At 77.0% G+C, this 20831-nt stretch carries 16 protein-coding genes and 1 tRNA gene; 4 read left to right on the top strand and 13 right to left on the bottom strand.

All coding sequences use genetic code 11. The annotated features are described in order from the left end of the window. Window positions 1-432: 432 nt before the first annotated feature. The 6 genes from ACZ462_RS08655 to ACZ462_RS08630 form a co-directional block, all read right to left on the bottom strand. A complete protein-coding gene (locus ACZ462_RS08655; protein WP_467806706.1) occupies window positions 433-1365 on the bottom strand; it encodes an NAD-dependent epimerase/dehydratase family protein in 933 nt (310 codons plus the stop codon). Continuing rightward, window positions 1362-2510 (bottom strand): cytochrome P450, encoded by a 1149-nt coding sequence (locus ACZ462_RS08650; RefSeq protein WP_467806708.1) that lies wholly within the window; start codon window positions 2508-2510, stop codon window positions 1362-1364. Before ACZ462_RS08650 ends, ACZ462_RS08655 begins: the two co-directional genes overlap by 4 nt. 590 nt (window positions 2511-3100) lie before the next feature. Continuing rightward, on the bottom strand, window positions 3101-4615 hold the full coding sequence (locus ACZ462_RS08645) for a class I adenylate-forming enzyme family protein (RefSeq protein WP_467806709.1): 1515 nt from the start codon (window positions 4613-4615) through the stop codon (window positions 3101-3103). Continuing rightward, window positions 4615-5361: a glycosyltransferase family 2 protein gene (locus ACZ462_RS08640; protein ID WP_467806710.1), complete on the bottom strand. Its 747-nt coding sequence runs from the start codon at window positions 5359-5361 to the stop codon at window positions 4615-4617. Before ACZ462_RS08640 ends, ACZ462_RS08645 begins: the two co-directional genes overlap by 1 nt. After that, window positions 5358-6368: a 3-oxoacyl-ACP synthase III family protein gene (locus tag ACZ462_RS08635; protein WP_467806711.1), complete on the bottom strand. Its 1011-nt coding sequence runs from the start codon at window positions 6366-6368 to the stop codon at window positions 5358-5360. The genes ACZ462_RS08640 and ACZ462_RS08635 overlap by 4 nt, the downstream gene beginning before the upstream one ends. Window positions 6369-6473: 105 nt before the next feature. Beyond that, complete coding sequence (locus ACZ462_RS08630) at window positions 6474-6842, bottom strand: avidin-fold protein (protein ID WP_467806712.1); 369 nt, start codon at window positions 6840-6842, stop codon at window positions 6474-6476. Between the two features lie 175 nt (window positions 6843-7017). Between ACZ462_RS08630 and ACZ462_RS08625 the strand changes: the two genes are divergently transcribed. Continuing rightward, window positions 7018-7773 (top strand): alpha/beta fold hydrolase, encoded by a 756-nt coding sequence (locus ACZ462_RS08625; protein ID WP_467806714.1) that lies wholly within the window; start codon window positions 7018-7020, stop codon window positions 7771-7773. Window positions 7774-7838: 65 nt separating this feature from the next. On the opposite strand, the gene ACZ462_RS08620 is transcribed toward ACZ462_RS08625, so the two are convergent. Together ACZ462_RS08620 and ACZ462_RS08615 are read right to left on the bottom strand one after the other, a co-directional pair. Next, window positions 7839-7911: transfer RNA gene (locus ACZ462_RS08620), tRNA-His, on the bottom strand. 163 nt (window positions 7912-8074) lie between these two features. Beyond that, window positions 8075-8827 (bottom strand): CTP synthase C-terminal region-related (seleno)protein, encoded by a 753-nt coding sequence (locus ACZ462_RS08615; RefSeq protein ID WP_467806716.1) that lies wholly within the window; start codon window positions 8825-8827, stop codon window positions 8075-8077. Between the two features lie 77 nt (window positions 8828-8904). Between ACZ462_RS08615 and ACZ462_RS08610 the strand changes: the two genes are divergently transcribed. Then, window positions 8905-9762, top strand: coding sequence for a LysR family transcriptional regulator (locus ACZ462_RS08610; protein WP_467806764.1), 858 nt, complete (start codon window positions 8905-8907; stop codon window positions 9760-9762). A gap of 52 nt (window positions 9763-9814) precedes the next feature. Here the strand turns inward: ACZ462_RS08610 and treZ are convergent, their stop codons facing one another. After that, the gene (gene treZ / locus ACZ462_RS08605; RefSeq protein ID WP_467806717.1) at window positions 9815-11560 is read right to left on the bottom strand and encodes a malto-oligosyltrehalose trehalohydrolase; all 1746 of its coding nucleotides are present in this window, start codon (window positions 11558-11560) and stop codon (window positions 9815-9817) included. A 120-nt stretch (window positions 11561-11680) separates the two neighbouring features. Here treZ and ACZ462_RS08600 point away from each other — a divergent pair, with 120 nt between their 5' ends. Continuing rightward, on the top strand, window positions 11681-12241 hold the full coding sequence (locus ACZ462_RS08600) for a DUF1707 and FHA domain-containing protein (RefSeq protein ID WP_467806718.1): 561 nt from the start codon (window positions 11681-11683) through the stop codon (window positions 12239-12241). 39 nt (window positions 12242-12280) lie between these two features. On the opposite strand, the gene ACZ462_RS08595 is transcribed toward ACZ462_RS08600, so the two are convergent. The 4 genes from ACZ462_RS08595 to glgX all read right to left on the bottom strand — a co-directional run bounded on the left by ACZ462_RS08595 (window position 12281) and on the right by glgX (window position 19099). Then, complete coding sequence (locus ACZ462_RS08595; RefSeq protein ID WP_467806719.1) at window positions 12281-12868, bottom strand: HD domain-containing protein; 588 nt, start codon at window positions 12866-12868, stop codon at window positions 12281-12283. Between the two features lie 86 nt (window positions 12869-12954). Beyond that, complete coding sequence (locus tag ACZ462_RS08590; RefSeq protein WP_467806721.1) at window positions 12955-14265, bottom strand: M14 family zinc carboxypeptidase; 1311 nt, start codon at window positions 14263-14265, stop codon at window positions 12955-12957. A 187-nt stretch (window positions 14266-14452) separates the two neighbouring features. Further along, window positions 14453-16741, bottom strand: a complete 2289-nt coding sequence (gene treY, locus ACZ462_RS08585; protein ID WP_467806722.1) for a malto-oligosyltrehalose synthase — start codon at window positions 16739-16741, stop codon at window positions 14453-14455. 243 nt (window positions 16742-16984) lie between these two features. Further along, window positions 16985-19099, bottom strand: coding sequence for a glycogen debranching protein GlgX (glgX, locus tag ACZ462_RS08580; protein WP_467806723.1), 2115 nt, complete (start codon window positions 19097-19099; stop codon window positions 16985-16987). 300 nt (window positions 19100-19399) lie between these two features. On the opposite strand from glgX, the gene ACZ462_RS08575 reads away from it, so the two are divergent. Next, window positions 19400-20761 carry an SAV2148 family HEPN domain-containing protein gene (locus ACZ462_RS08575; RefSeq protein WP_467806724.1) on the top strand — a complete coding sequence of 454 codons (1362 nt, stop codon included), beginning with the start codon at window positions 19400-19402 and terminating at the stop codon, window positions 20759-20761. The last annotated feature ends 70 nt before the right edge of the window (window positions 20762-20831 follow it).

Raw genomic sequence — 20831 nt, 5'->3', positions numbered from 1 at the left:
CGTGGCTGAGGCGCGGGGGAACCGAGCCCCGCCGGCCGGTGCGGGGCGCTGCGCGGCCCGACCGCCGCCGGGCCGGCGGCCCCGGCCGCCCGTGACGCCCCGCGCGGCGGGCACACGCGCCTGCAGCCGGACCGCGCGGCCACGACGCCCGTGCCGAAGCCGCCCCGTATGCCGGGCGGGCGGCCGCACACCCCCGGTGGCACGCCGACGCGGCCAGCCCCACCGGCGGCGCGGGGGAGTGCCCCCGCCCGCGTGACGGGCAGCAGGACCGGACGGGGCGCGTCCCCGTACGGCGCGGGCCGCCCGCTGCCCGCGGGGACCGGCCGGGCGGTGCGGTCGCCGTGATGCCGCCCGCGTTTGCACGGGCCCGGTCGCGGGGGGGTGCTGCGTCAACCCCGGCCGCACGGGCCCCGTTGGCCGGCCGGATGGTGTTCAACGCGTACGCAGGGACGCCAGGTAGTCGTCCAGGGTGCGGTGCGGGTTCCAGCCCTGGGCCCGGGCGCGGGTGAGGTCCAGGACCACCGGGTGCGCCAGTTGGTCCACCGCGTAGCGGCTCAGAGCCGGTTCGCGGCCGGTCGCCGACGCGAGGGCCTCCGCCGCGCGCGCCGCCGTACGGGCCGCCGCCCGCGGCAGGTGGCGGATCCGGGCCCGGACGCCGTGCGCGCGCAGGACCCGGCGTACCGCGTCGTCCCGCCCGTACGGGGCCGCGTCCGCCACGTTGTACGCCCCCGGGGCCCAGCCCGCGGCGGTGAGCGCGGCACCGGCCAGGTTCTCCACCGCCGTCAGGCTGAGCGGGACGTCCGGCCCCGGCAGCAGCAGGGTGCCCGCCCGGACCCGGGACAGGATCCGCGGCAGCAGGGTGGTGTCGCCGGGCCCGTACACGGCGCGCGGGCGCAGCACCACCGCCCCCGCGGCCAGGGCCAGCGCCTCGCCCGCCGCCTTGGTGCGGCCGTACGCGTTCAGGTGGCCGGCCCGCGGGTGGTCCTCCCGGACCCGGCTGCGGTCCCGGCGCGGGTCGTACACGCTCGCGCTGCTCACCCACACCACGGGCCTACCGCCGGCCGCGGACGCGAGCCGCTCGGTGCCGTCCACGTTCACCGCCCGCATCTCCGCCTCCGCGGGCGAGCCGGGGGCCGGGTCGCCGACCGCCGCCGCGCAGTGCACGACGAGGTCCGCGCCGGTCAGGTCCGGCACCTCCCGGGCCGCGTCCCAGAAGCGGTGCTCCCCGACGGGCCCGGGCCTGCGCCCCACGCACACCACGTCCGCGCCGGCCGCCGCGGCGGCGCGGGCGACGTGCCCGCCGCAGAAGCCGCTCGCCCCCGTCACGGCGACGCGCAGCCCCGCGACCCCGGCGAAGGCGCTCATACGGCACCCGCCCGGACGGTCAGGACCCGCCAGCCGGGCAGCGCGGCCCGCCGGTCCGCGCGGGCCCGCACCACGACCGGCCGGTACGGGGCCAGCGCGGCCAGCACGTCGGCCAGTTGGGCACGGGCCAGCCGCGCACCCGGGCAGGCGTGCGGCCCCGCCCCGAACACCAGCCGCGCCTCGGCCGGCGGGGCCGGGTCGAGGGCGTCGGGGCCGCGCCGGTGTGCGCCGGCCGCGTGCCGGGCCACCAGCAGCAGACGGTCGCCGGCCCGCACCGGGCAGCCGCCGGCCGTGCCGTCGGCGGCTGCCGCCCGCGGCAGCACCGGCGAGGCCGCGGTGACCCGCAGCAGCTCGTCGGCGAGCCGCGGCAGCAACTCCGGGTCGCCGGCCTGCCCCCACAGGCCGGCGTCGGCGCACCAGGCGACCGCCCTCGGCAGCGCGGCGACCGTGGTGTTCACCGCCGCCACCGCCAGCATCGCCGCCAGGGCGCCGTCGCCGCCGCCGCTCCCGGCCAGCATCTCCCGCAGCTCCCGCGCGGTCCGGGCCGCCGCCGCCTTCGCCCCGGGGCGCGGCAGGCCCGGCAGGTGCCCGCGTACCGAGGCCGCCGCCGCGGCCGCGGCCGCACGGGCCACCGCCGACGGGTCCGCGGCGGAGCCGAGCAGCGCGCACACCGCCGAGCCGGACAACTCGGCGGCCAGCGCCACCAGCTCGACCTCACCGCCTCGGCGGAGCGGCGCGAGCCGCTCCGCCAGCAGCGGCCGCCACAGCGCGCGCAGCCGCTCGACCCCGGCCGCGCCGAGCCCGTCGGCCAGGTCCCGCCGGTCGGCACGGTGGCCGCTGCCCTCCTGGTCGAACAGCACGCCGCCGCCCGCGCCCGCGAGCGCCTCGCGCGCCGCCGCGCCGGTGGTCCCGGCGGCGGTGCGGTCCAGCGGGATGCGCGTCAGCGCCTCCCGGTAGGCGTCGGCGTCGTGGACGAGCAGGGTCCGCCCGAGCCGGCGCACCCCGCGCCCGCGTGTGGCCGCGAGCAGCGCGAACAGCACCGGATGGCTGCGCAGGTACACCCGCCGATCCCGCCGCCACGCCATCGCGGCACTGCCGGCCGCCGCAGGCGCCGCGCCACCGCCGGCGGTCGCAGCCGCCGCCATGCCGCCCGTCACCCCACCCGCCGGCGCCGTATCGACTGCCGCCACGCGCCGCGCCGTCACCCGTTCCGGTGCCGTACGGGTCTTCGGGGCGTGGCCCGGTGCCGCGTGGCTCGGCGGAGTACCGCCCGCTGCCGTCGGCGCCGCGGCTGCGCCGCCCGCCGTCGCGGGTCTCGCCGTGGCCGCCCCTGCCGCCACGCGCCGCGCTGTCGCCCGTTCCGGTGCTGTACGGGTCTTCGGGGCGTGGCCCGGTGCCGCGTGGCTCGGCGGAGTACCGCCCGCTGCCGTCGGCGCCGCGGCTGCGCCGCCCGCCGTCGGCCCCGGCGCCGCCGGGCCCGTCGTCGCCGGCGCGGGTGCCTGCCTGTCGGCCGCCGCATGCGCAGGCGCCGTACGGCCCGTTCCCACACGCGTCGACGCCGTACCGTCCGGCGCCGCGGACGCCCTCCCGGAAACGGTGTCCCGCGCCCGGGCGGGCCCCGGTGCCATACCGTCGGCCGCTGCTGTCGCGCCCGGCGCCGTACCGTCCGGCTCCGCCGGGGCGGAGGTCTTCGCGCTCGGCGGGCATGCCGTGCCGCGAGGCGCGTCGCGGGTCGTCATCGGGCGGCCTCCAGGCGGGCTGCCGCCAGGGCGGCGGCCGCTGTGCGGTCCGGTTTGCGGGAGCGGCCCGCCAGCGGCACCTCCGCGAAGAGGACCGCGTCCGGGCGGGCCGTGCCCATCCGGCGCAGCGGCCCGGACAGTGCCGCCCGCAACCCCTGCAGGTCCGTGCCGCGCCGCGGCTGGACGACCGCGACGAGCCGCTCGTCGCCCGCCGTCTCCGGCCCGCCGCCCGCCGGCACCCCCACCAGCACCGCCAGCTCGACGCCGGGCACGTGCAGCGAGGGCTCGTACAGGCCCGGGTAGATGTTCTCGGCGCGCCGCAGCACCATGTCCTTGATCCTTCCCTCCAGCACGATCCGGCCCGCCGCGTCCAGCCGCGCCCGGTCCCCCGTACGCACCCACGGGTCGGGCTCCTCGCCCAGGTAGCGGTGCCGGGCCGAGTGTCCGGAGAGCAGCAGCTGCCCGTCCTGGTCCGGCTTGGCCAGGACACCCGGCAGCGGCGCGCCGACCAGGTCGCCGGGCCCGTCGAACGCGGCCTTCTCCCGGGCCTCGACGGCCGCCGCCGGGAACAGCTCGGTCAGCGCGTACACGCCCCAGGCCTGCGCCGCGCCCGCCTCCCGCACGCGGCCCAGCAGTTCGGCGCCGGCGGGCGCCGAGCCCGTCCACACCCGCCCGTGGAAGCGGGCGCCCGCGCCGAGCGCCTCCCGCAGCCGCGGCGGCGTCAGGTAGGTGTCCGCGGGGCGCAGCCGGTGCAGCTGCCGGGCCAGGACCCGCGCGGAGCGCGCCGGCAGGGCGACCGGCGCGCCCCGTGTGAGCGCGGGCACCAGCACGAAGAACGTCCCGCCGAGCACCGGCCGCTGCGACGCCTCCCCGGCGGCGGTGAACAGCCCCTCGACCGTCTCCATCCCGGCCGCGAGGCTCGCCCGCGTGTGCACCACGGCCCGCGGCCGCGAGGTGGTCCCGGAGGTGAACACGATGACCGCGTCGGCGTCGTCCCCGACGGGCGCCGCACCCGCCGCGGGCAGCCCGGCCCGCCGTGCCGCCCGCTCCAGCGCGGGCGCGCACCACGGCAGTCGCGGCCCGACGGTCGCCACCGGGCAGCCCAGCGCCGCCAGATCGGGCAGGGCGAGCGCCGCCCGCCGGGCCAGCGGCCGCGCCCACCCGGCGGCGGCCTGCGCCGCCGCGTCGGCCAGCACCAGCGACGGCCGGGCCAGCGCCAGCCGGGCGCGCAGCACCTCCGGCCCGGCCCCCGGGTCGAGGACGGCGCCGCGCAGCCCGAGCCGCCACAGCGCCAGCAGCACCGCCAGAGCCCGCGGCCCGGGCCGCACCGCGACCCCGACGGTGTCGCCGGCCCGCAGTCCCCGCGCGTGCAGGGCGGCCGCGTATCCGTCGGCGAGGTCGGCGAGTTCGCCGCAGGTGGCCCGGACCCGCGGCGCGCCGCCGCGGGTCGAGGCGAGGACGGCCGCCCGGTCGGGCCGGCGGCGCAGCGCGTGGTCGAGTCGGTCGAGCATCAGCGGGGGTCCGTTCCGTGGCGGCCGCTGCCCTTGTCCAGGTACCAGCGGGCGGTGCCGGCGATCCCGTACGCGCGGATGCGGCGCGTGGAGTTCTCCACGACCATCGACCGGCAGCGGCTGATCCGGTCGGTGTGGCGGCGTACGGCGTTCAGGAAGAGCCGGTCGGTGGGTGAGGGGCGGCGCGGCATCCCGCCGACGGCCAGGTACAGCTCGGCGGTGATGGCCATGTTGTTCCCGGCGTGCATCCGGTACGGGGCCCGGAACTCGCCGCGGCGCACGTGCTGCGGCCGCAGCCGCCCGAACAGGGCGGCCAGCGCCACGAGTACGGCGAACCCGGCCCGGCCGAGCGGCCCGTGCTCGTCGCGCCGCGCGGTGATCCGCCCGCACACCAGGCCCGGCCGGGCCGCCAGCGCGGCCCGCGCCGCGCCCGTCCACCCCGGCCGGGGCAGGCAGTCGGCGTCGGTGCGGGCCAGCAGCCGCGCCCCCTGCCCGATCGCGTACCGGAACCCGCTGTCGACGGCGGACCCGACGCCCTTCTCCGGCTCCTCGACGACGTGCACGGGGAACGGCGCGGACGCCGCGAAGGCCCGGGCGACGTCCCCCGTGCCGTCCGTGGAGGCGTTGTCGACGACCAGCAGCGTGAAGTCCCGGTCGCGCTGCGCGGCCAGCGCCCGCAGGGTCGCGCCCAGCCGGGCCTCCTCCTGGTGGGCCGGCACCACGACCCACATCCCGTGCCCGCTCACGACTTCTCCCAGACCATCGTCATGATGCTGATGCCGCCGCCCAGCCCGACGAACAGCACCCGCTCGCCGGAGGCCAGCCCTCCGAACACCCGGTCCAGCTGCACGCCGAGGGTGGCGCTCGCGATGTTCCCCAGCTCGGGCACGGTGACGACCAGCTTCTCCCCGGGCACCCCGGTCAGTTCGGCGAACCGCTCCAGGTACGGCACCGTCACCTGGTGGACGAGCACCTTCGCGAAGCCGTCCCAGTCGGTGCCGGCGCGGTGCAGCGTCCGGTCGATGACCGCCGTCCCGACCTTCTCGAAGACGCCGCGCAGCTCGTTCCCGTCGCCGCGGAAGTAGGTGTACGCGTCCCCGCGCGGGTGGCGCGAGCCGCCGCCCGGTATCCCGCCGACCTCCCAGTGCTCCGAGTGCGTCTCGGTGTCGACGTCGAGGATCCCGCCCCGCTCCACCGCCTCGACGACCACGGCGGCGCCGGCGTCGCCGAACGTGTACCCGGCGAAGGAGGCGCGCAGTTCGGCGAGGCCGGCGGGCTCGTACTGCACGGCCCGGCTCGGCGTCTCCCCGGTGACGACGAGGGCCCGCCGGGCCCGGCCGGCCAGGATCATCGAGCGGGCGAGGTCGATGCCGTTGACGAAGCTGTTGCAGGCGTTGGTGACGTCCACGGCGTGTGCCCGGGTGCCCAGTTCCGCCTGCACGATGTGCGCGGTGGCCGGCTCGGCCATGTCGCGGGTCGCGGAGGCGAACACCAGCAGGTCGATGTCCGGGGCGGTCAGCCCGGCTGCGTCCATGGCCCGGCGGGCCGCGCCCGCGGCGAGGGTGGACGCGTACACGCCCGGGCCGGCGACACGCCGGGCGGTGATCCCGGTGGCCTGCGTCAGCAGCCTCGGCGGCAGGGCCAGGCCGCTGCGGCGCGCCAGCTCCTCCTGGAGGGCGTCCGAGGACAGGACCCCGTCGGGCAGCATGCTGCCGACGGCGGTGATGCCCGCGCGGAGTCGGGGATCAGGCAACGAAGTGAACATGCCCGCCACGATGGCAACCGGCGGCGGCCCGGACCTGAGTACGGATGCTCACTTCGCGACCGCGGCCGCCCCTGGGCCGCCTGAGTACGGCGACTACGGCCCCGCGGCGCCGGGGCCGGGGCCGGGCGGCGGTTCCTCCACCGTGCTCGTGCCGGCGCCGGGCCCGGACTCCCACTCCCAGGACTCCTCCAACCGCAGCCGCCCGTCGGGCAGTTCGGTCACCACGGAGGTGCAGTGCCCGGAGGCCGTCGTCCCGTCGGGCCGCAGCTGCACGTACCGGAAGTCGAGCACGTCGCCGGTGCGCGTGCCGACGAGGAACCCGCGCACCACGTCCCCGCCGGCGTACTCGGCCCAGATCCGCCCCGCCTCCTCGTGGTACGTGAACCGGGTCTCCCGCCCGACCTGCCCGGGCGCCTGGTCGGCGACGGGCGCGAAGACGACACCCTCCAGCGGACGCGCCACGAACACTCCCTCCGAAGAACGGTGAGCGGGCCCTCCCGCACACGAGCGCGACGGTACCCGACGGCCCGCACCCGGGCGGGTCCCGGGCAGGTCCCCGGCCCGCGGTGTGGGGGCGGGCCGGGTGGGCAGTACCTACGGCGTCGGTTCCGCCCGCCTCCTCACCGAGGGAGAACGCATGGCCATCGCCCACCGCCGGATCGGCACGGGACCCGTCCGCGCGATCGTGCTGCACGACTGGTTCGGCACCTCCGCGAACTGGGGTTCGGTGCTCGACCACTTCGATCCGGAGGGCTTCTCGTACGCCTTCCCCGACTACCGCGGCTACGGCGACCGCCGGGACGTCGAGGGCAGCTTCGACCTCGACGAGATCGCCGCGGACGTGCTCGCGCTCGCCGACGGGCTCGGCTGGGACACGTTCTCGCTGGTGGGCCACTCCATGGGCGGCAAGGCCATGCAGCAGGTGCTGGTCCGCGCCCCCGGCCGGGTGGAGAAACTGGTCGGGGTCAACCCGGTGCCGCCGGCGCCGTACGTGATGGACGACACCACCCTCGCGCTCTTCCAGGGCGCCGCCCGCAGCCCGGAGAACCGCCGCGCCATCCTCGACCTGGTCACCGGCAACCGGGCGAGCGGGCACTGGCTGGACCGGATGGTCGCGCACTCGATGGCCGTCTCCCGCCCGGAGGCGTTCGCCGCCTACCTGGAGAGCTGGCGGTCGGCGGACCTGTCGGCCGCGGTGAAGGGGAACGGCGTCCCGGTGCTGGTGCTCGTGGGGGAGTACGACCTGGCGCTCACGCCCGCCGTGATGCGGGACACGTGGCAGGCCGCGTACCCCGACTGCCGGGTGGTGCCCCTGCCGGGCGCCGGGCACTACCCGCCGCACGAGACGCCGGTGGCGTTCGTCACAGAGGTCGAGGACTTCCTGCGCGGCTGACCTGCCCGAAGCCGCGCGGACATGCCTGTGGGGCGCGAGTGATCTCGCGCCCCACAGGGTGAAAGGGTGAGTGACGGGACTCGAACCCGCGGCCACCTGGACCACAACCAGGTGCTCTACCAACTGAGCTACACCCACCACGACGGGCGGCGGGCCGCCCGTTCGATGTGCACGCACAGCATAGCCGATCAGCGGGGCGGTCCCGCGACGCGCCCGCCCGCCCCCGCCCGCCGCCGCGGTCCGCCGCGGTCCCTCCGGTCCGATGCGGTCCGCCGCGGTCCGCCGGCCGGGGGGCCGCCCGTCAGCCGGCGGCCCCGGCGTGCGCCACGGCCGCCGCGGCGAGGGCCTGCACCACCGGGTGGGGGCGGGTCCCGTCGCCGTACAGCTCCGGCTGGAACAGGGTGGCCAGGAAGAACGGGTGCCCCGGCAGCTCCGCCATCCGCAGCTGCCCGTCCTCGTCGTGCCCGGACAGCCGCAGCCCGTGCGCGGCGAGCACCGGCAGGTGGCGGGGGTCCGGGCCGAAGCTGCAGTGGTAGCGCTCCAGGCTCCGCTCCGCGCCCAGCGCCGCCTCGGCCAGCGAGCCGGGCTCCGCCCGCACCAGGCCCTCGTGCCCGACGAGCGAGCAGGCGAGCGGGGCGATCAGCAGGTCGTCGGCGGCGGGGTCGTTCTCCGCGTGCCCGACGGCCAGACCGCACACCGAGCGGGCGAACTCCAGCAGGGCGTGCTGGAAGCCCCCGCACGTCCCGAGGAAGGGGATGCCCTCCTCCCGGGCGGTCCGGATCGCGGCGAGCGCCCCGGCCTCGCTGGCGTACGGGCTGCCCGGCAGCACCCAGACCGCGTCGAAGCGGGCGAGCGAGCCGGAGGCGGCCTCGGCCGCGGCGTCGGAGGTGGGGATCCAGTACGCGTCGAGTACGAGCCCGTCGCGGGAGGCGAGCGCGTCGAGGAGGCGCGGAATCCGGACGTGGGACTCGGCGTGCGGGGAGCGGTCGCCGACGAGCGCGATGCGCGCGGGCCGGGTGTGGCGGGGGGTGCGGGCGGGTGTCTCGGTGGTCATGCGGATCATCCTGGGGCCCATCCCCCGTTCAGCGCCAACGATTGTTCCAGCATGATCGATAAGCAATGCTGATGGCCATGGATCCGCACCTGCTCCGCACCTTCGCCGCCGTGGCCCGCCTGGCGTCCTTCTCCGCCGCCGCCCGCGAACTCGGCTACACCCAGTCGGCCGTCTCCCAGCACATCGCCGCCCTGGAGGCCGACCTTGGCACCGGCCTGCTGACCCGCCGCCCCGTCGCCCCCACCCCCGCCGGGCACCGCCTCCTCGAACACGCCGCGCCGCTGCTGCTCCGGATCGACGCCGCCCGCGCCGACGTCCGGCGGCTGGCGGCGGCCCCGCCCGACCGCCTGACCCTCGCCGCGTCCCCGCTCGCCGTCGGCCCGGCGCTGCTCGCCGCGCTGCCCGCCACCGGCGTCGAACTGCGGGTCGTCCCACCCGCCGCGGTGCCGGCCGCCGTCGCCACCGGCGGCTGCGACCTCGGCCTCACCGACGGCACGGCCGCGCCCAGCGACCCGCTGCGGCTGCCCGACGTGGCACCGCTGGCCGTCACCGGCGTCGCCGAGGAGCAGCTCGCCGTCCTCCTCCCGGCCGGGCACCCGTTCGCCGGGCGGGCCGCGCTGCGGCTGGACGACCTGGCCGACGCGCGCTGGCTCGACGCCCCGCACGTCGGACTCGCCCCGCCCGCGGCCGCCCGCACCGCCCCCGCCCTGCGGTACGACGGCACCGACCTGCACGCCCTGTGCGCCCTGGCGGCCGCCGGACACGGGCTGGCCCTGCTGCCGCGCCGCGTGGCCGAAGCCGCCGCTGCGGGCGCGGCCGGCGCGGCCGTACCGCTGGCCGGCACCCGGCTGGTGCACCGCACCGAGCTGATCACCCCCCGGACGCCCGCCCCTGCCGCGGCCGCCCTGGCCGCACGCCTCACGGCGGCCGCCTGAGCCGGGCCCGGGCCGCCACGAATTCCCCGCCGCCGCCCTCCCCGCGCCGGCGTCACGGGCCGAGGACTACCGCCGACTCCGCCGGGACGTGGACGCGCCCCTCCCCGTCCGGATGCGGAACCTCCTCCCACGCGGCCAGGACCCGCACCCCGTTCCGGCCCAGCGCGACCGTCGCGGGCTCCGCGGCCAGGTTCACCACCACCCGGACGTCGCCCCGGCGGAACGTCAGCCAGCGCCGCTCCTCGTCGTACGCCACCCGCACCGCCGCCATGTCCGGATCCCGCAGGTCCGGATGCCCGCGCCGCAGCGCGACCAGCGTCCGGTACCAGGCCAGCAGCCGCGCGTGCGGCTCCCGCTCCGGCTCCGCCCAGTCCAGGCAGGACCGCTCCCGGGTGCCCGGGTCCTGCGGGTCCGGCACCTCCTCGGGCCGCCACCCGTGGCCGGCGAACTCCCGCCGCCTGCCCTCCCGTACGGCCCGGGCGAGTTCCGGGTCCCGATGGTCGGTGAAGTACTGCCACGGCGTGCCCGCACCCCACTCCTCGCCCATGAACAGCATCGGCACGAACGGCCCGGCCAGCACCAGCGCCGCCGCGCACGCCAGCAGCCCCGGCGAGACCGACGCGGCGAGCCGGTCGCCCTGGGCCCGGTTGCCGACCTGGTCGTGCGTCTGCCCGTAGCCGAGGAACCGGTGCGCGGGCGTCCGGCGGCGGTCCACCGGCCGGCCGTGCGTGCGCCCCCGGAAAGAGGACCAGGTCCCGTCGTGGAAGAACGCCCGCGTCATCGCCTTGGCCAGCGCGGCGAGCGGCGCCCGCGCGAAATCCGCGTAGTAGCCCTGCGATTCGCCGGTCAGGGCGCAGTGCAGCGCATGGTGGAAGTCGTCGTTCCACTGGGCGTGCAGGCCGAGCCCGCCGGCCGCGCGGGGCGTCGTGGTCCGAGGATCGCAGGCGTCGGACTCGGCGATCAGGAACAGCGGCCGGCCCGTCTCCTCGGCGAGCGCGTCCACCGCGGCGGACAGCTCCTCCAGGAACGTCAGCGCCCGCCCGTCGGCCAGCGCGTGCACGGCGTCCAGGCGCAGCCCGTCGATCCCGTAGTCCCGCAGCCAGGCCAGCGCACTGCCGAGGAAGTAGGCGCGGACCTCGTCGGAGCCGGGGCCGTCCAGGTTCACCGCCGCGCCCCACGGCGTGTGGTGCGCGTCCGTGAAGTACGGCCCGAAGGCGGGCAGATGGTTTCCCGACGGCCCCAGGTGGTTGTGGACGACGTCCAGCACGACCCCCAGCCCGGCCCGGTGGGCGGCGTCCACGAACCGGGCCAGCCCGGCGGGGCCCCCGTACGGCTCGTGCACCGCCCACGGAGCCACCCCGTCGTACCCCCACCCGTGCCGGCCGGGGAACGGGCAGACGGGCATCAGCTCGACGTGGGTCACACCGAGCCGGACCAGGTGCGGGAGGCGGGCGGCCGCCGCGTCGAAGGTGCCTTCGGGGGTGAACGTGCCGACGTGCAGCTCGTACAGGACCGCGTCCTGCAGGCGGGTGCCGGGCCCCGGCGCCTGCGGCTTCAGGGCGGCGGTGTCGACCACCGCGGACAGGCCGTCCGGGCCGTCCGGCAGGCGCCGGCCGCGCGGGTCGGGCCGCACCGCCGGATCGCCGCCCAACCGGAACCCGTACCGGTCGCCGTCGGCGGCCGGGGCCCGCACCACCCACCAGCCGGGCCGGTCCGGGTCGCGCTCCATGTCGTGTGCGGCCTGCCCGAGCCGCAGCGCGACCCGGTCTGTCAGCGGTGCCCACACCTCGAACTGCACGGGCGGTCCCCTCGTCTTCGGCGTACCGGAACGTGTGCTGTGCCATGTGCCGCACCCATCATCGCCGGGTGGCCGGGCCCGTTCTGGACACTCCGCCCCCGACGGGCCGACAATCACCCTGTGACGTCGAGTTTCGAGTTCCCCGCCTACCCCGCGCCGCGCCTGTCCGACGCGGAGCGCGACCGGGCCCTGGGCAAGCTCCGCGAGGGCGCGGCCGCGGGCAAGCTGTCCCACGACACGTTCCTGCGCCGCATGGAGCTCGCCCTCGTCGCCCGCCGCCCCGAGGAACTCGCCGTCCTCGTCGCCGACCTCGACGGCCGCGAAGGCGAAACCGCCTGGGCGCGGCGCCTGTTCGGCTGGGTGGGCCGCATCTCCGCCGTCTCCGCCGGGGTCAGGCGCGCCTGGACCGCCGAACGGCTCCCCAAGCTGCTGCTGCCCCACCCGGGCGCCCAGCCGCTGCGCATCGGCCGCGACCCGGGCAACGGCCTGCGCCTCACCGACGAGACCGTCTCCCGCGTCCACGCCGAACTGTCCCTGCGCGACGGCATGTGGATCCTCACCGACCTCGGCTCGTCCAACGGCACCACCGTCAACGGCCGCAGGGTGACGGGCTCGATCGCCGTCCGCGACGGCGACCAGATCGGATTCGGCCGCATGTCCTTCCGCCTCTCGTCGTCCTGACCCCGTGCCGCGACCGGGGAGGCCGACGGGGCCGGGAAGTCACCCCGGCTGGTCCTTCTCGCCCATCGCGGTGCGGAGCCAGTCGAGCGGGTCCTGGGCGAGGAGCTCCCCGGCCAGCCGCCTGGCCGTGCCCGTCGTGAGGCGTGCTCGGCTGCTGTCGATCCAGCGCTGGGCCGCCGCGTGGCCCTGCGCCCTGTACTCGACGCCCTGGAGCATGCACTCCAGCTTGTCGGCGTCGCGGGCGCACAGCGCCTCGGGGGAGTCCTTCGCCTCGTACTCGGCGACCAGGTCCCGGACGGCCGACGCCAGGACCTCGGGCATGCCGGCCGTCTGGTCGGCGGTCACGGCTTCCGGGTCGGCGCCGGCGGCGTACCTCTTCCCGAGGTGGTTCACGTCCCCCGTGCGGCTCTCCTGGGTGTCGTGCCAGACGGCGAGGAACGCCGCCCGGGCCGGGTCCGCGCCCTCCAGCCTCGCGATGACCGACGCGATCAGCGAGGTCCGCCACGAGTGCTCCGCCACGCTCTCCGGATCCCTGACACCGGCCATCCACCAGCCCGTGCGTCGGGCGTGCTTGAGCGTGCCCGCCTCGTAGAGGAAGCGCGCCACCGCGGACAGGTCGTCGGTCATTCCGTCTCCTTCTCGAGCCGTCCCGGCGCGTACGCGTCCGAGGCCGCGGTGCCATCCAACAGCACGCGGAGGCACGGGGCGGCCGATCACCCGTCGGCGGGTCGGGGCGGGTCGAGGAGGTGGGCGTAGGTGGTGAGGACCGTGCGGGACTGGTGTTCCACCTGCGTGGGGATCGGGAGCGGGCGGGCCTGGAAGCGGGCCGCGAAGTCGGTGCACCAGCCCGTCACCAGGCGGTCCAGTTCCGCGGCGGCGGGGTGGCCGCGGCCGCGCAGGACGCGCAGGAGCATCGCGGCGGCGCGCAGGGGGAGGCGGCGGCCGAAGGCGTCGATGCTGTGGATGCGGGCCGCGCTGGCGTCGGAGGGGGACGCGGGGCCCGTCCACTCGGCGGTGATCCCGGGGATCAGGCCGAGCGTCCAGTCGACGGCGCGCAGCAGGGCCGCCGCGCCCGGGCCGTCCTCCGCGGGCGGGCCGCCGGAGCGGCGGCGGACCGCGGCCACCAGGGCGGCGTCCCGGGAGAGGCGGTCGGCCAGCATGCGCAGGGCGCCGCGCGGGTCGGGGTGCGGGGCCGGGTCGTCGACGAGGTCGGAGGCCCACATGGGGACTTCGACGACGGCGGTGGTGCCGGCGTGCCGGTGGACCCGGTACCAGGTGCTGAGCCGGGTGTCCTCGGGGTGGAAGGAGCGCGGGGCGTCCGGCCCCGCCGGCGGCAGGACGAAGATGCCCGGGCCGGGGGAGGGCCAGCCGGCGGCGTCCGAGGCGCCCGTCTCGACCGGGATCCGCAGCTCCGCGGCGGACTTGGCGAACGGCTCTGCCAGGCCCGGTATGTCGCGGGTGAGCTGCACCCAGGAGCCGCCGAGGTCGGTGGCGTGCAGGGAGACCTGGAGCACCGGCCGGAGTTCGTCGATGAGCCCGGTCAGGATCCGGCTCTCCGGCGGGAGCCGGTCCGGGGGCAGCAGGGACGGCGCCCACTCGGGCTGTTCGGGGCCCGGAGGACGGTAGAAGCCGCGGTGGTAGTCGAGTACCGACTGCGGCTGCGGGGTGCGGTGCAGGGCGGCGCCGTCCGGGTCGGCGCACAGCAGGAAGTGCCAGCCGCCGCCCGCCCGCAGCCCGGTCCCGGGGGCCGGGTGCCCGGCGGCCAGGTGCCGGGCGAGGGCGAGGGCGGTGGCGCCGCCGACGGGCTCGTTGGCGTGGGCCCCGGCGACGACGAGGACCTCGCCGCCGTCCGGGGCGGTGCCGAGGCCGCGGGGGTGGACGGAGAGCAGCCAGAGCGGTTCCCCGGACCGGGAGGAGCCGGCCCGGCGCAGCCGCGCCCGGCGGGGGTGTCCGTCCGCCAGTGCACGGGCGGCCTGAGCGAGTTCGCGCGGTGTGGGGTAGCGCATGTCACGGAGGTGGGTCACTTGAGATGCAATGCCCGCCGCGCACGCCCGCTACTGCTCCTCCGGGCCCGTACTTCACGGGATGCCCTGGCCAACGCCAGGGCATTGGCCAGAGCTTCGCCGCCGGAAGGCCGCCGTGAGCCCGCTGCCCGCCCGCCGCCGCTGCCACCCCTCCGCCGCTGCCACCCCTCCGCGCCCCCGCCGCCCGTCAGCCCGTCCCTTCCGCGCGGACCAGGGCCGCCACCGGCCGGGCCGCCAGCAGGTCCGCCAGGCGGACCTCGCCCTCGTACGCCGCCTCCCCGTCCGCCTCCGCCGGCGGCAGCAGCGGCACCCACCGCCCCGGCGGCAGCGGCAGCGCCGTGTCCCGCCAGCCGCCCGCGCGGGCCAGCCGCAGCGAGAGCCGGGTCACCGCCGCCACCAGACCACCCGTACGGGCGAACGCCAGGCAGTGCGCGGCCGCCGGGCCCCGGGCGGCCAGCGGCGCGTACCCGGTGAACAGGGCGGGCCGGTCCCGCCGCAGCCGCAGCAGGGCGGCCGTCAGGGCCAGCTTCTCCTCCGCCTGGCCGCGCGGGGCGGCTCCCGCGTCCAGCCGGGCCAGTGCCTCCCGCGGGAAGACGGCAGGCCGGCGGTTGTCCGGGTCCACCAGCGCCCGGTACTCCGACTCCGCGCCCTGGTACACCTCCGGGACTCCCGGCATCGCCAGGTGCAGCAGGGCCATCCCCAGCAGGTTCGCCCGCGCCGCCTCCGCGGCCTCCTTCGGCAGCTCCTCCGCCTCCGGCACGCAGGCGGCGACCGCCTCCTCGTAGGCCTCGTCCGGCTCGGTCCAGCTGGTCCGCAGCGCCGCCTCCCGGACCGCCTTCAGCAGCGCCCCGGACAGCCGCTCCTCCCGCTCCGGCACCTCGCCCAGCCCGAGGGCGGTCTGCCGCGCCACCCACGCGAGCTGCGGGTCCGCGCCGCCCGGCCGGCCCATCAGGCCCGGGTCCTGGGAGAGGGCGGAGATCCGCGCCCGCACGTCCGCGCTCCGCTTCGTGTCGTGCGTGGACAGCACCGTCCCCGTACGGGGCCAGTCGCGCTCCAGCGCGGCGCAGTACGCGTGGAACTCCCCCGCGGACACGGCCGGCCGCCCGGGATCCGCCCCCACCTCGGCCGCCGACAGCAGCGGCGCGTACCGGTAGAACGCCCGGTCCTCCAGCGACTTGGCGCGCAGCGCCGCCGACGTCTGGGAGAAGCGCGCCGCGAAGGCCGGATCGGCCCGCATGAGCTCCCGTACGCCGTCCACCGCCGCGGCGCCGGCCTGCCGGGCCGCCTCCGCGGCGGCCCGCGGATCGAGCTGCCCGTCGCCCGGGTAGGGCCGGTAGACCGGGTAGGCGACCAGCAGCTCCCGCACGGCCGGGGCGAGCTCCGGCCCCGCGGCCCGCTCCAGGGCCGCGAGCTCGGCGGCCAGGTCGCCCTCCAGGACCTCCCGCGTGCAGGAGCGGGCCGTCTCCCGCCAGCCCGTCAGGCCCGTCGCATCCCGGAAGCGCCGGTCGAGTTCGGCGGTGCCGTCCGGGCAGGCGAACACGCCGTCGACGCGGTGGAGGGCGTCGTAGCCCGTGGTCCCCGCGACGGGCCAGCCCGCAGGCAGCCGCTCCCGCCGGCCGAGGATCTTCTCCACCACCACCCAGCAGTCACCGCCGACACCCGCGCGCAGCCGCCGCAGGTAGCCCTCCGGGTCGGCGAGCCCGTCCACGTGGTCGATCCGCAGACCGGCCGCCACCCCGTCCCGCACCAGCTCCAGCACCTTCGCGTGGGAGGCGGCGAACACCTCCGGGTCCTCCACCCGGACCCCGATCAGCTGCGCGATGGTGAAGAACCGCCGGTAGTTGAGCTCGGTGCGCGCCGCCCGCCAGAAGGCGGGCCGGTACCACTGCTCCGCCAGCAGCTCGGGCAGCGGCAGCCCGGCCGTCCCCGGGCGCAGCGGGAACTCCCACGCGCCGTGGCGCAGCACCTCGCCGTCGACCGTGCAGTCCGCCGGATCGAACGGCCGGTCGAGCAGAGGCAGCAGCACCTTGCCGCCGCCCGCCTCCCAGTCGATGTCGAACCAGCGGGCCGACGGGGACCGCGGCCCCTCCCGCAGCACCTCCCACAGCGGCCGGTTCAGCCGCAGCGGGAAGGGCACCGCCATGTGGTTGGGGACGATGTCCAGGACGAGGCCGAGGCCGTGCTCGCGGGCGGTGGCGGCCAGGGCCCGCAGCCCGGCCTCCCCGCCGAGCTCCTCCCGCACCCGGGTGTGGTCGGTGACGTCGTACCCGTGCAGGGAGCCGGGGACGGCCTCCAGGACGGGGGAGAGGTGCAGGTGGGAGGCGCCGAGCGAGGCGATGTGCGGCACGGCGGCCGCCGCCGCGGCGAACGGGGACTCCGGGGACAGCTGGAGGCGGTACGTCGAGGAGGGCGCCGCGGGCACGGCCCCCGCCCTGGCGCCGGATCGGACGGTCGACTGCTTCTCAGGCCGGCTCATGAGAACGTACGTACCCAGCTTCCCCGGTTCCGTGCCATGGCCCCGTGCATCCGGGTGACACCCCGTCAGCGCCGACCGGTGTCCGGAACGCTTCCTGCTCGTCGCTGCGACCGGCGGCTCCCCCGCCGCCGGGGCGGCGGCCGCCCTCGCCCCCCGCCTGCGCCACCCGCGCCCCGGCGGCCCCCGGCCGGACGCCCGACCGGCCCGGCCCGCCGCGACGCCACCCGCGACCGCCCCGGTCCGCTACGCCGGCCGCTGAAGCACCGCCAGCGACCGCCCCACCAGCGCCACCCGGTCGCCGGCCGCGTACTGCGGCCCGGTGCCGGGCGGCTGCACCTCCGGCCGCGCCGTGTCCACGACCAGCCGCCACTGCGCGCCGTGCCCGGCCGGGATCGTGAACTCCTGCCGCTCCGCTCCGGCGTTGAACATCAGCAGGAACGAGTCGTCGGTGATCCGCTCCCCCCGCGGGCCGGGCTCGGAGATCGCCTCCCCGTTGAGGAACACCGTCAGCGCGCGCGCCTGCTGCGCCTGCCAGTCGCGGGCCCGCATCGGCTCCCCGCACGGGGTGAACCAGGCGATGTCGGACAGCTCGTCGTGGGTGCCCTCCACGGGGCGGCCGTGGAAGAACCTGCGCCGCCGGAACACCGGGTGGTCGCGCCGCAGCCACACCATGCGCCGGGTGAACTCCAGCAGGGAGGGCGCCGGCTTGCCGGGCTCCGGCCAGGGCACCCACGCCAGCTCGTTGTCCTGGCAGTACGCGTTGTTGTTGCCGCCCTGGCTGCGCGCGAACTCGTCCCCGTGGCTGAGCATCGGGACGCCCTGGGACAGCATCAGGGTGGCCGTGAAGTTGCGCATCTGCCGCTCCCGCAGCTGGACGACGTCCGGGTCCTGCGTGGGGCCCTCGGCGCCGCAGTTCCAGGACCGGTTGTGCGCCTCGCCGTCCTGGTTGCCCTCCCGGTTGGCCTCGTTGTGCTTCTCGTTGTACGAGACGAGGTCGTGCAGGGTGAAGCCGTCGTGGCAGGTGTGGAAGTTGATGGACGCCAGCGGCCGCCGGCCGTCGTCCTGGTACAGGTCGGAGGAGCCCGTCAGCCGGCTCGCGAACTCGGCCAGCGTGCGCGGCTGGCCGCGCCACAGGTCCCGCACCGTGTCCCGGTACTTGCCGTTCCACTCGGTCCACAGCGGCGGGAAGTTGCCCACCTGGTAGCCGCCCTCTCCCAGGTCCCAGGGCTCCGCGATCAGCTTCACCTGGCTGACCACCGGGTCCTGCTGGACGAGGTCGAAGAACGACGACAGCCGGTCCACCTCGTGGAACTGCCGGGCCAGCGTCGCCGCCAGGTCGAAGCGGAACCCGTCCACGTGCATCTCGGTGACCCAGTACCGCAGCGAGTCCATGATCAGCTGGAGGACGTGCGGCGAGCGCATCAGCAGCGAGTTCCCGGTGCCGGTGGTGTCCACGTAGTGCCGGGGGTCGTCCGCCAGCCGGTAGTACGAGGCGTTGTCCAGTCCGCGGAACGACAGCGTCGGCCCCAGGTGGTTCCCCTCCGCCGTGTGGTTGTAGACCACGTCGAGGATGACCTCGATGCCCGCCTCGTGCAGCGCGCGCACCGCGGACTTGAACTCCAGCACCTGCTGGCCGCGGTCGCCGGAGGCGTAGCCGTTGTGCGGGGCGAAGAAGCCGATGGTGTTGTAGCCCCAGTAGTTCGTCAGCCCGTCGTCGACCAGGCGGTGGTCGTGGACGTACTGGTGTACGGGCATCAGCTCCAGGGCCGTCACCCCGAGCCGGGTCAGGTGGCCGATGACCGCCGGGTGCGCGAGCGCCCCGTACGTGCCGCGCAGCTCCTCCGGCAGCTCGGGGTGGCGCATCGTCAGCCCCTTGACGTGCGCCTCGTACAGCACCGTCCGGTGGTAGTCGTGCCGGGGCGGCCGGTCGTCGCCCCAGTCGAAGTAAGGGTTCACCACGACGGAGGTCATGGTGTGCGGACCGGAGTCGAGGTCGTTGCGCGAGTCGGGCCGGCCGAAGTGGTAGCCGTACACCTCCTCGCCCCAGTCGACGCACCCGGCGATGGCCCGCGCGTACGGGTCCAGCAGCAGCTTGGCCGGGTTGCAGCGCTGCCCGTGCTCGGGCTCGTACGGCCCGTGGACCCGGAAGCCGTAGCGCTGGCCCGGCATCACGCCGGGCAGGTAGGCGTGCCGGACGAACGCGTCGGTCTCGCGGAGCTCGACGGCGGTCTCCGATCCGTCGTCGTGGAGCAGGCACAGCTCGATGCGCCGCGCCGCCTCGGAGTAGACCGCGAAGTTGGTGCCCGCGCCGTCGTACGTGGCTCCGAGCGGATACGCCTGTCCCGGCCAGACCTGCATGGACAACGACTCTTCCCCTCGGTGACGGACGGAGGTGTGGGGTTGATCCGGCGTGGACCGCGTCACTGCCTGGATCTTCCCCGAAAGAGGGCCCCGAGGCGGGGACTTGCGACTGCTCCGAACGGGTGACCCCGCGGGGCGATATGCGGGTCGGCGGACTGTCTGCGCATCCGATAATGGGTCAACCGATCACCGGTGTACGGTCCGTCGGGCGTCATCGGGCTGCACCGGGCGCCGCGCTCGGAGTAGTCTTCCGTGATCACTTAGACGGGCGTTCCAGACGCAGAAGGCGGTGCACGGGTGAGCTCGGGAGGTCTGGAGCTGCCCCCTGGTGACAGCGGTCACGAGGGCGGCCCGGCGGACGCCCCAGGAGGCGCACCCGGGGGTGCGTCCGGCGGGGTGCCGGGTGGGGTTCCGGGTGGGTCGGCGGGGGCCGGGCAGGGCGGGCCGGCCGGGCCCGGCGGGCCGGGGGGCGGGCAGTCCGGCCCGGTGTCCCCGGCGGCGCCGGCGCCCGGGGCGGGGGCGGCCGTCATCCGGGCCGGGGCAGAGCTGGACTGGGGCGCCGACGCGTGGAGCGAGGTCCGTACGCGGGCCCAGCGCGCGGGCCGGGCGTACATCTGGCTGAACCTCATCGAGCAGCGGCTGCGGGCGGTCGTCGGGGCCGTCCTGCGGCCCATCTACGAGCCCGTGCACGGCGAGGACGACTGGGTCGTCGCCGCGGCCGGCCCGGCCGGCCAGGAGTGGGTGCACCGTGCGGTGGCGGTGCGCGAGGTGAGCCGGCGCAAGGGCTACCTGCTCGACCCGGCCGACGACAACGTGCTCAGCTTCCTGACGCTGCCGCAGCTCAGGGAGCTGATGGTCCAGCACTGGCCCTGCTTCGAGCCGTTCTTCGACGACCGGCGCGAGATCGAGCTCGCGCTGGACGAGCTGGAGGTCACGCGCAACGTCGTCTCCCGCAACCGGGCCCTGTCGCGGGCGGTGCTGGAGCAGGCCGAGCGGGCGTCGGCCAGGCTGCTGGAGGTCCTCGGCGGCGGGGCCGGCTCGCCCTCCGCGGACCGGCTGCCCATCGACGCGGTGGAGGACCTCGTCGGCGACCGGTACGCGGACGTGGTCTCCGTCCACCCCGACCGGGTGCGGCTCCAGCGGCAGCTGCCCGCCGAGGACCTCTTCGGCGGGGCGCGGCGGCTCGACGCCATCGGCATAGGGCTCAACCTGCTGGTGCAGAACTTCTCCGGCCGAAGACTCGTCCGGCTCACCGAGGCGGGATGCCGGGTCCGGCTGCTCTTCCTCAACCCGGCGAGCAGCGCCGTCAAGCGGCGCGAGCGCGAGCTGGGGCTGCGCAAGGGCGAGCTGAGCCGGTCGGTCGAGATGAACATCCTGCACGTGAGGCGGGTGCGGGCGGGGCTCAAGGACCCCTCCCGGTTCGAGATCCACGTCTTCGACGAGACCCCCCGCTTCACGGCCTACCTGGTGGAGGGGGAGAGCTCCGGCATCGCCGTCGTGCAGTCGTACCTGCGGCGGGCGCGCGGCATGGAGGCGCCGGTGCTGGTCTTGCGGGGTGGCGGCGCACCGGACGCCGCACGCGACACCGAAAGCGGACTTTTCCCCACGTATCGGGAGGAGTTCGAGTCGATTTGGCAGGATTCGCGGCCGGTGTCGTGAGCTGTCAGTCCCCCGTGGCAGGCTGAAAGCCGTTGACCGAAGAGGGACGCCGCCGCGTGGGGGCGTACGG

It is taken from the genome of Streptomyces sp. NPDC031121, assembly GCF_055570615.1.
The sequence above is the reverse complement of the archived record's forward strand: the minus strand, read 5'-3'. Positions and strand labels throughout refer to the sequence as shown.

Excerpts from the sequence above, each read along its gene's own strand:
- ACZ462_RS08595 (WP_467806719.1), bottom strand. The coding sequence starts at position 12,868 with ATGACCGACGACCTGTCCGCGGTGGCGCGCTTCCTCTACGAGGCGGGC.
- ACZ462_RS08615 (WP_467806716.1), bottom strand. The coding sequence starts at position 8,827 with ATGACCACCGAGACACCCGCCCGCACCCCCCGCCACACCCGGCCCGCG.
- ACZ462_RS08645 (WP_467806709.1), bottom strand. The coding sequence starts at position 4,615 with ATGCTCGACCGACTCGACCACGCGCTGCGCCGCCGGCCCGACCGGGCG.
- ACZ462_RS08650 (WP_467806708.1), bottom strand. The coding sequence starts at position 2,510 with ATGGCGGCGGCTGCGACCGCCGGCGGTGGCGCGGCGCCTGCGGCGGCC.
- ACZ462_RS08625 (WP_467806714.1), top strand. The coding sequence starts at position 7,018 with ATGGCCATCGCCCACCGCCGGATCGGCACGGGACCCGTCCGCGCGATC.
- ACZ462_RS08655 (WP_467806706.1), bottom strand. The coding sequence starts at position 1,365 with ATGAGCGCCTTCGCCGGGGTCGCGGGGCTGCGCGTCGCCGTGACGGGG.
- treY (WP_467806722.1), bottom strand. The coding sequence starts at position 16,741 with ATGAGCCGGCCTGAGAAGCAGTCGACCGTCCGATCCGGCGCCAGGGCG.
- ACZ462_RS08610 (WP_467806764.1), top strand. The coding sequence starts at position 8,905 with ATGGATCCGCACCTGCTCCGCACCTTCGCCGCCGTGGCCCGCCTGGCG.
- glgX (WP_467806723.1), bottom strand. The coding sequence starts at position 19,099 with ATGCAGGTCTGGCCGGGACAGGCGTATCCGCTCGGAGCCACGTACGAC.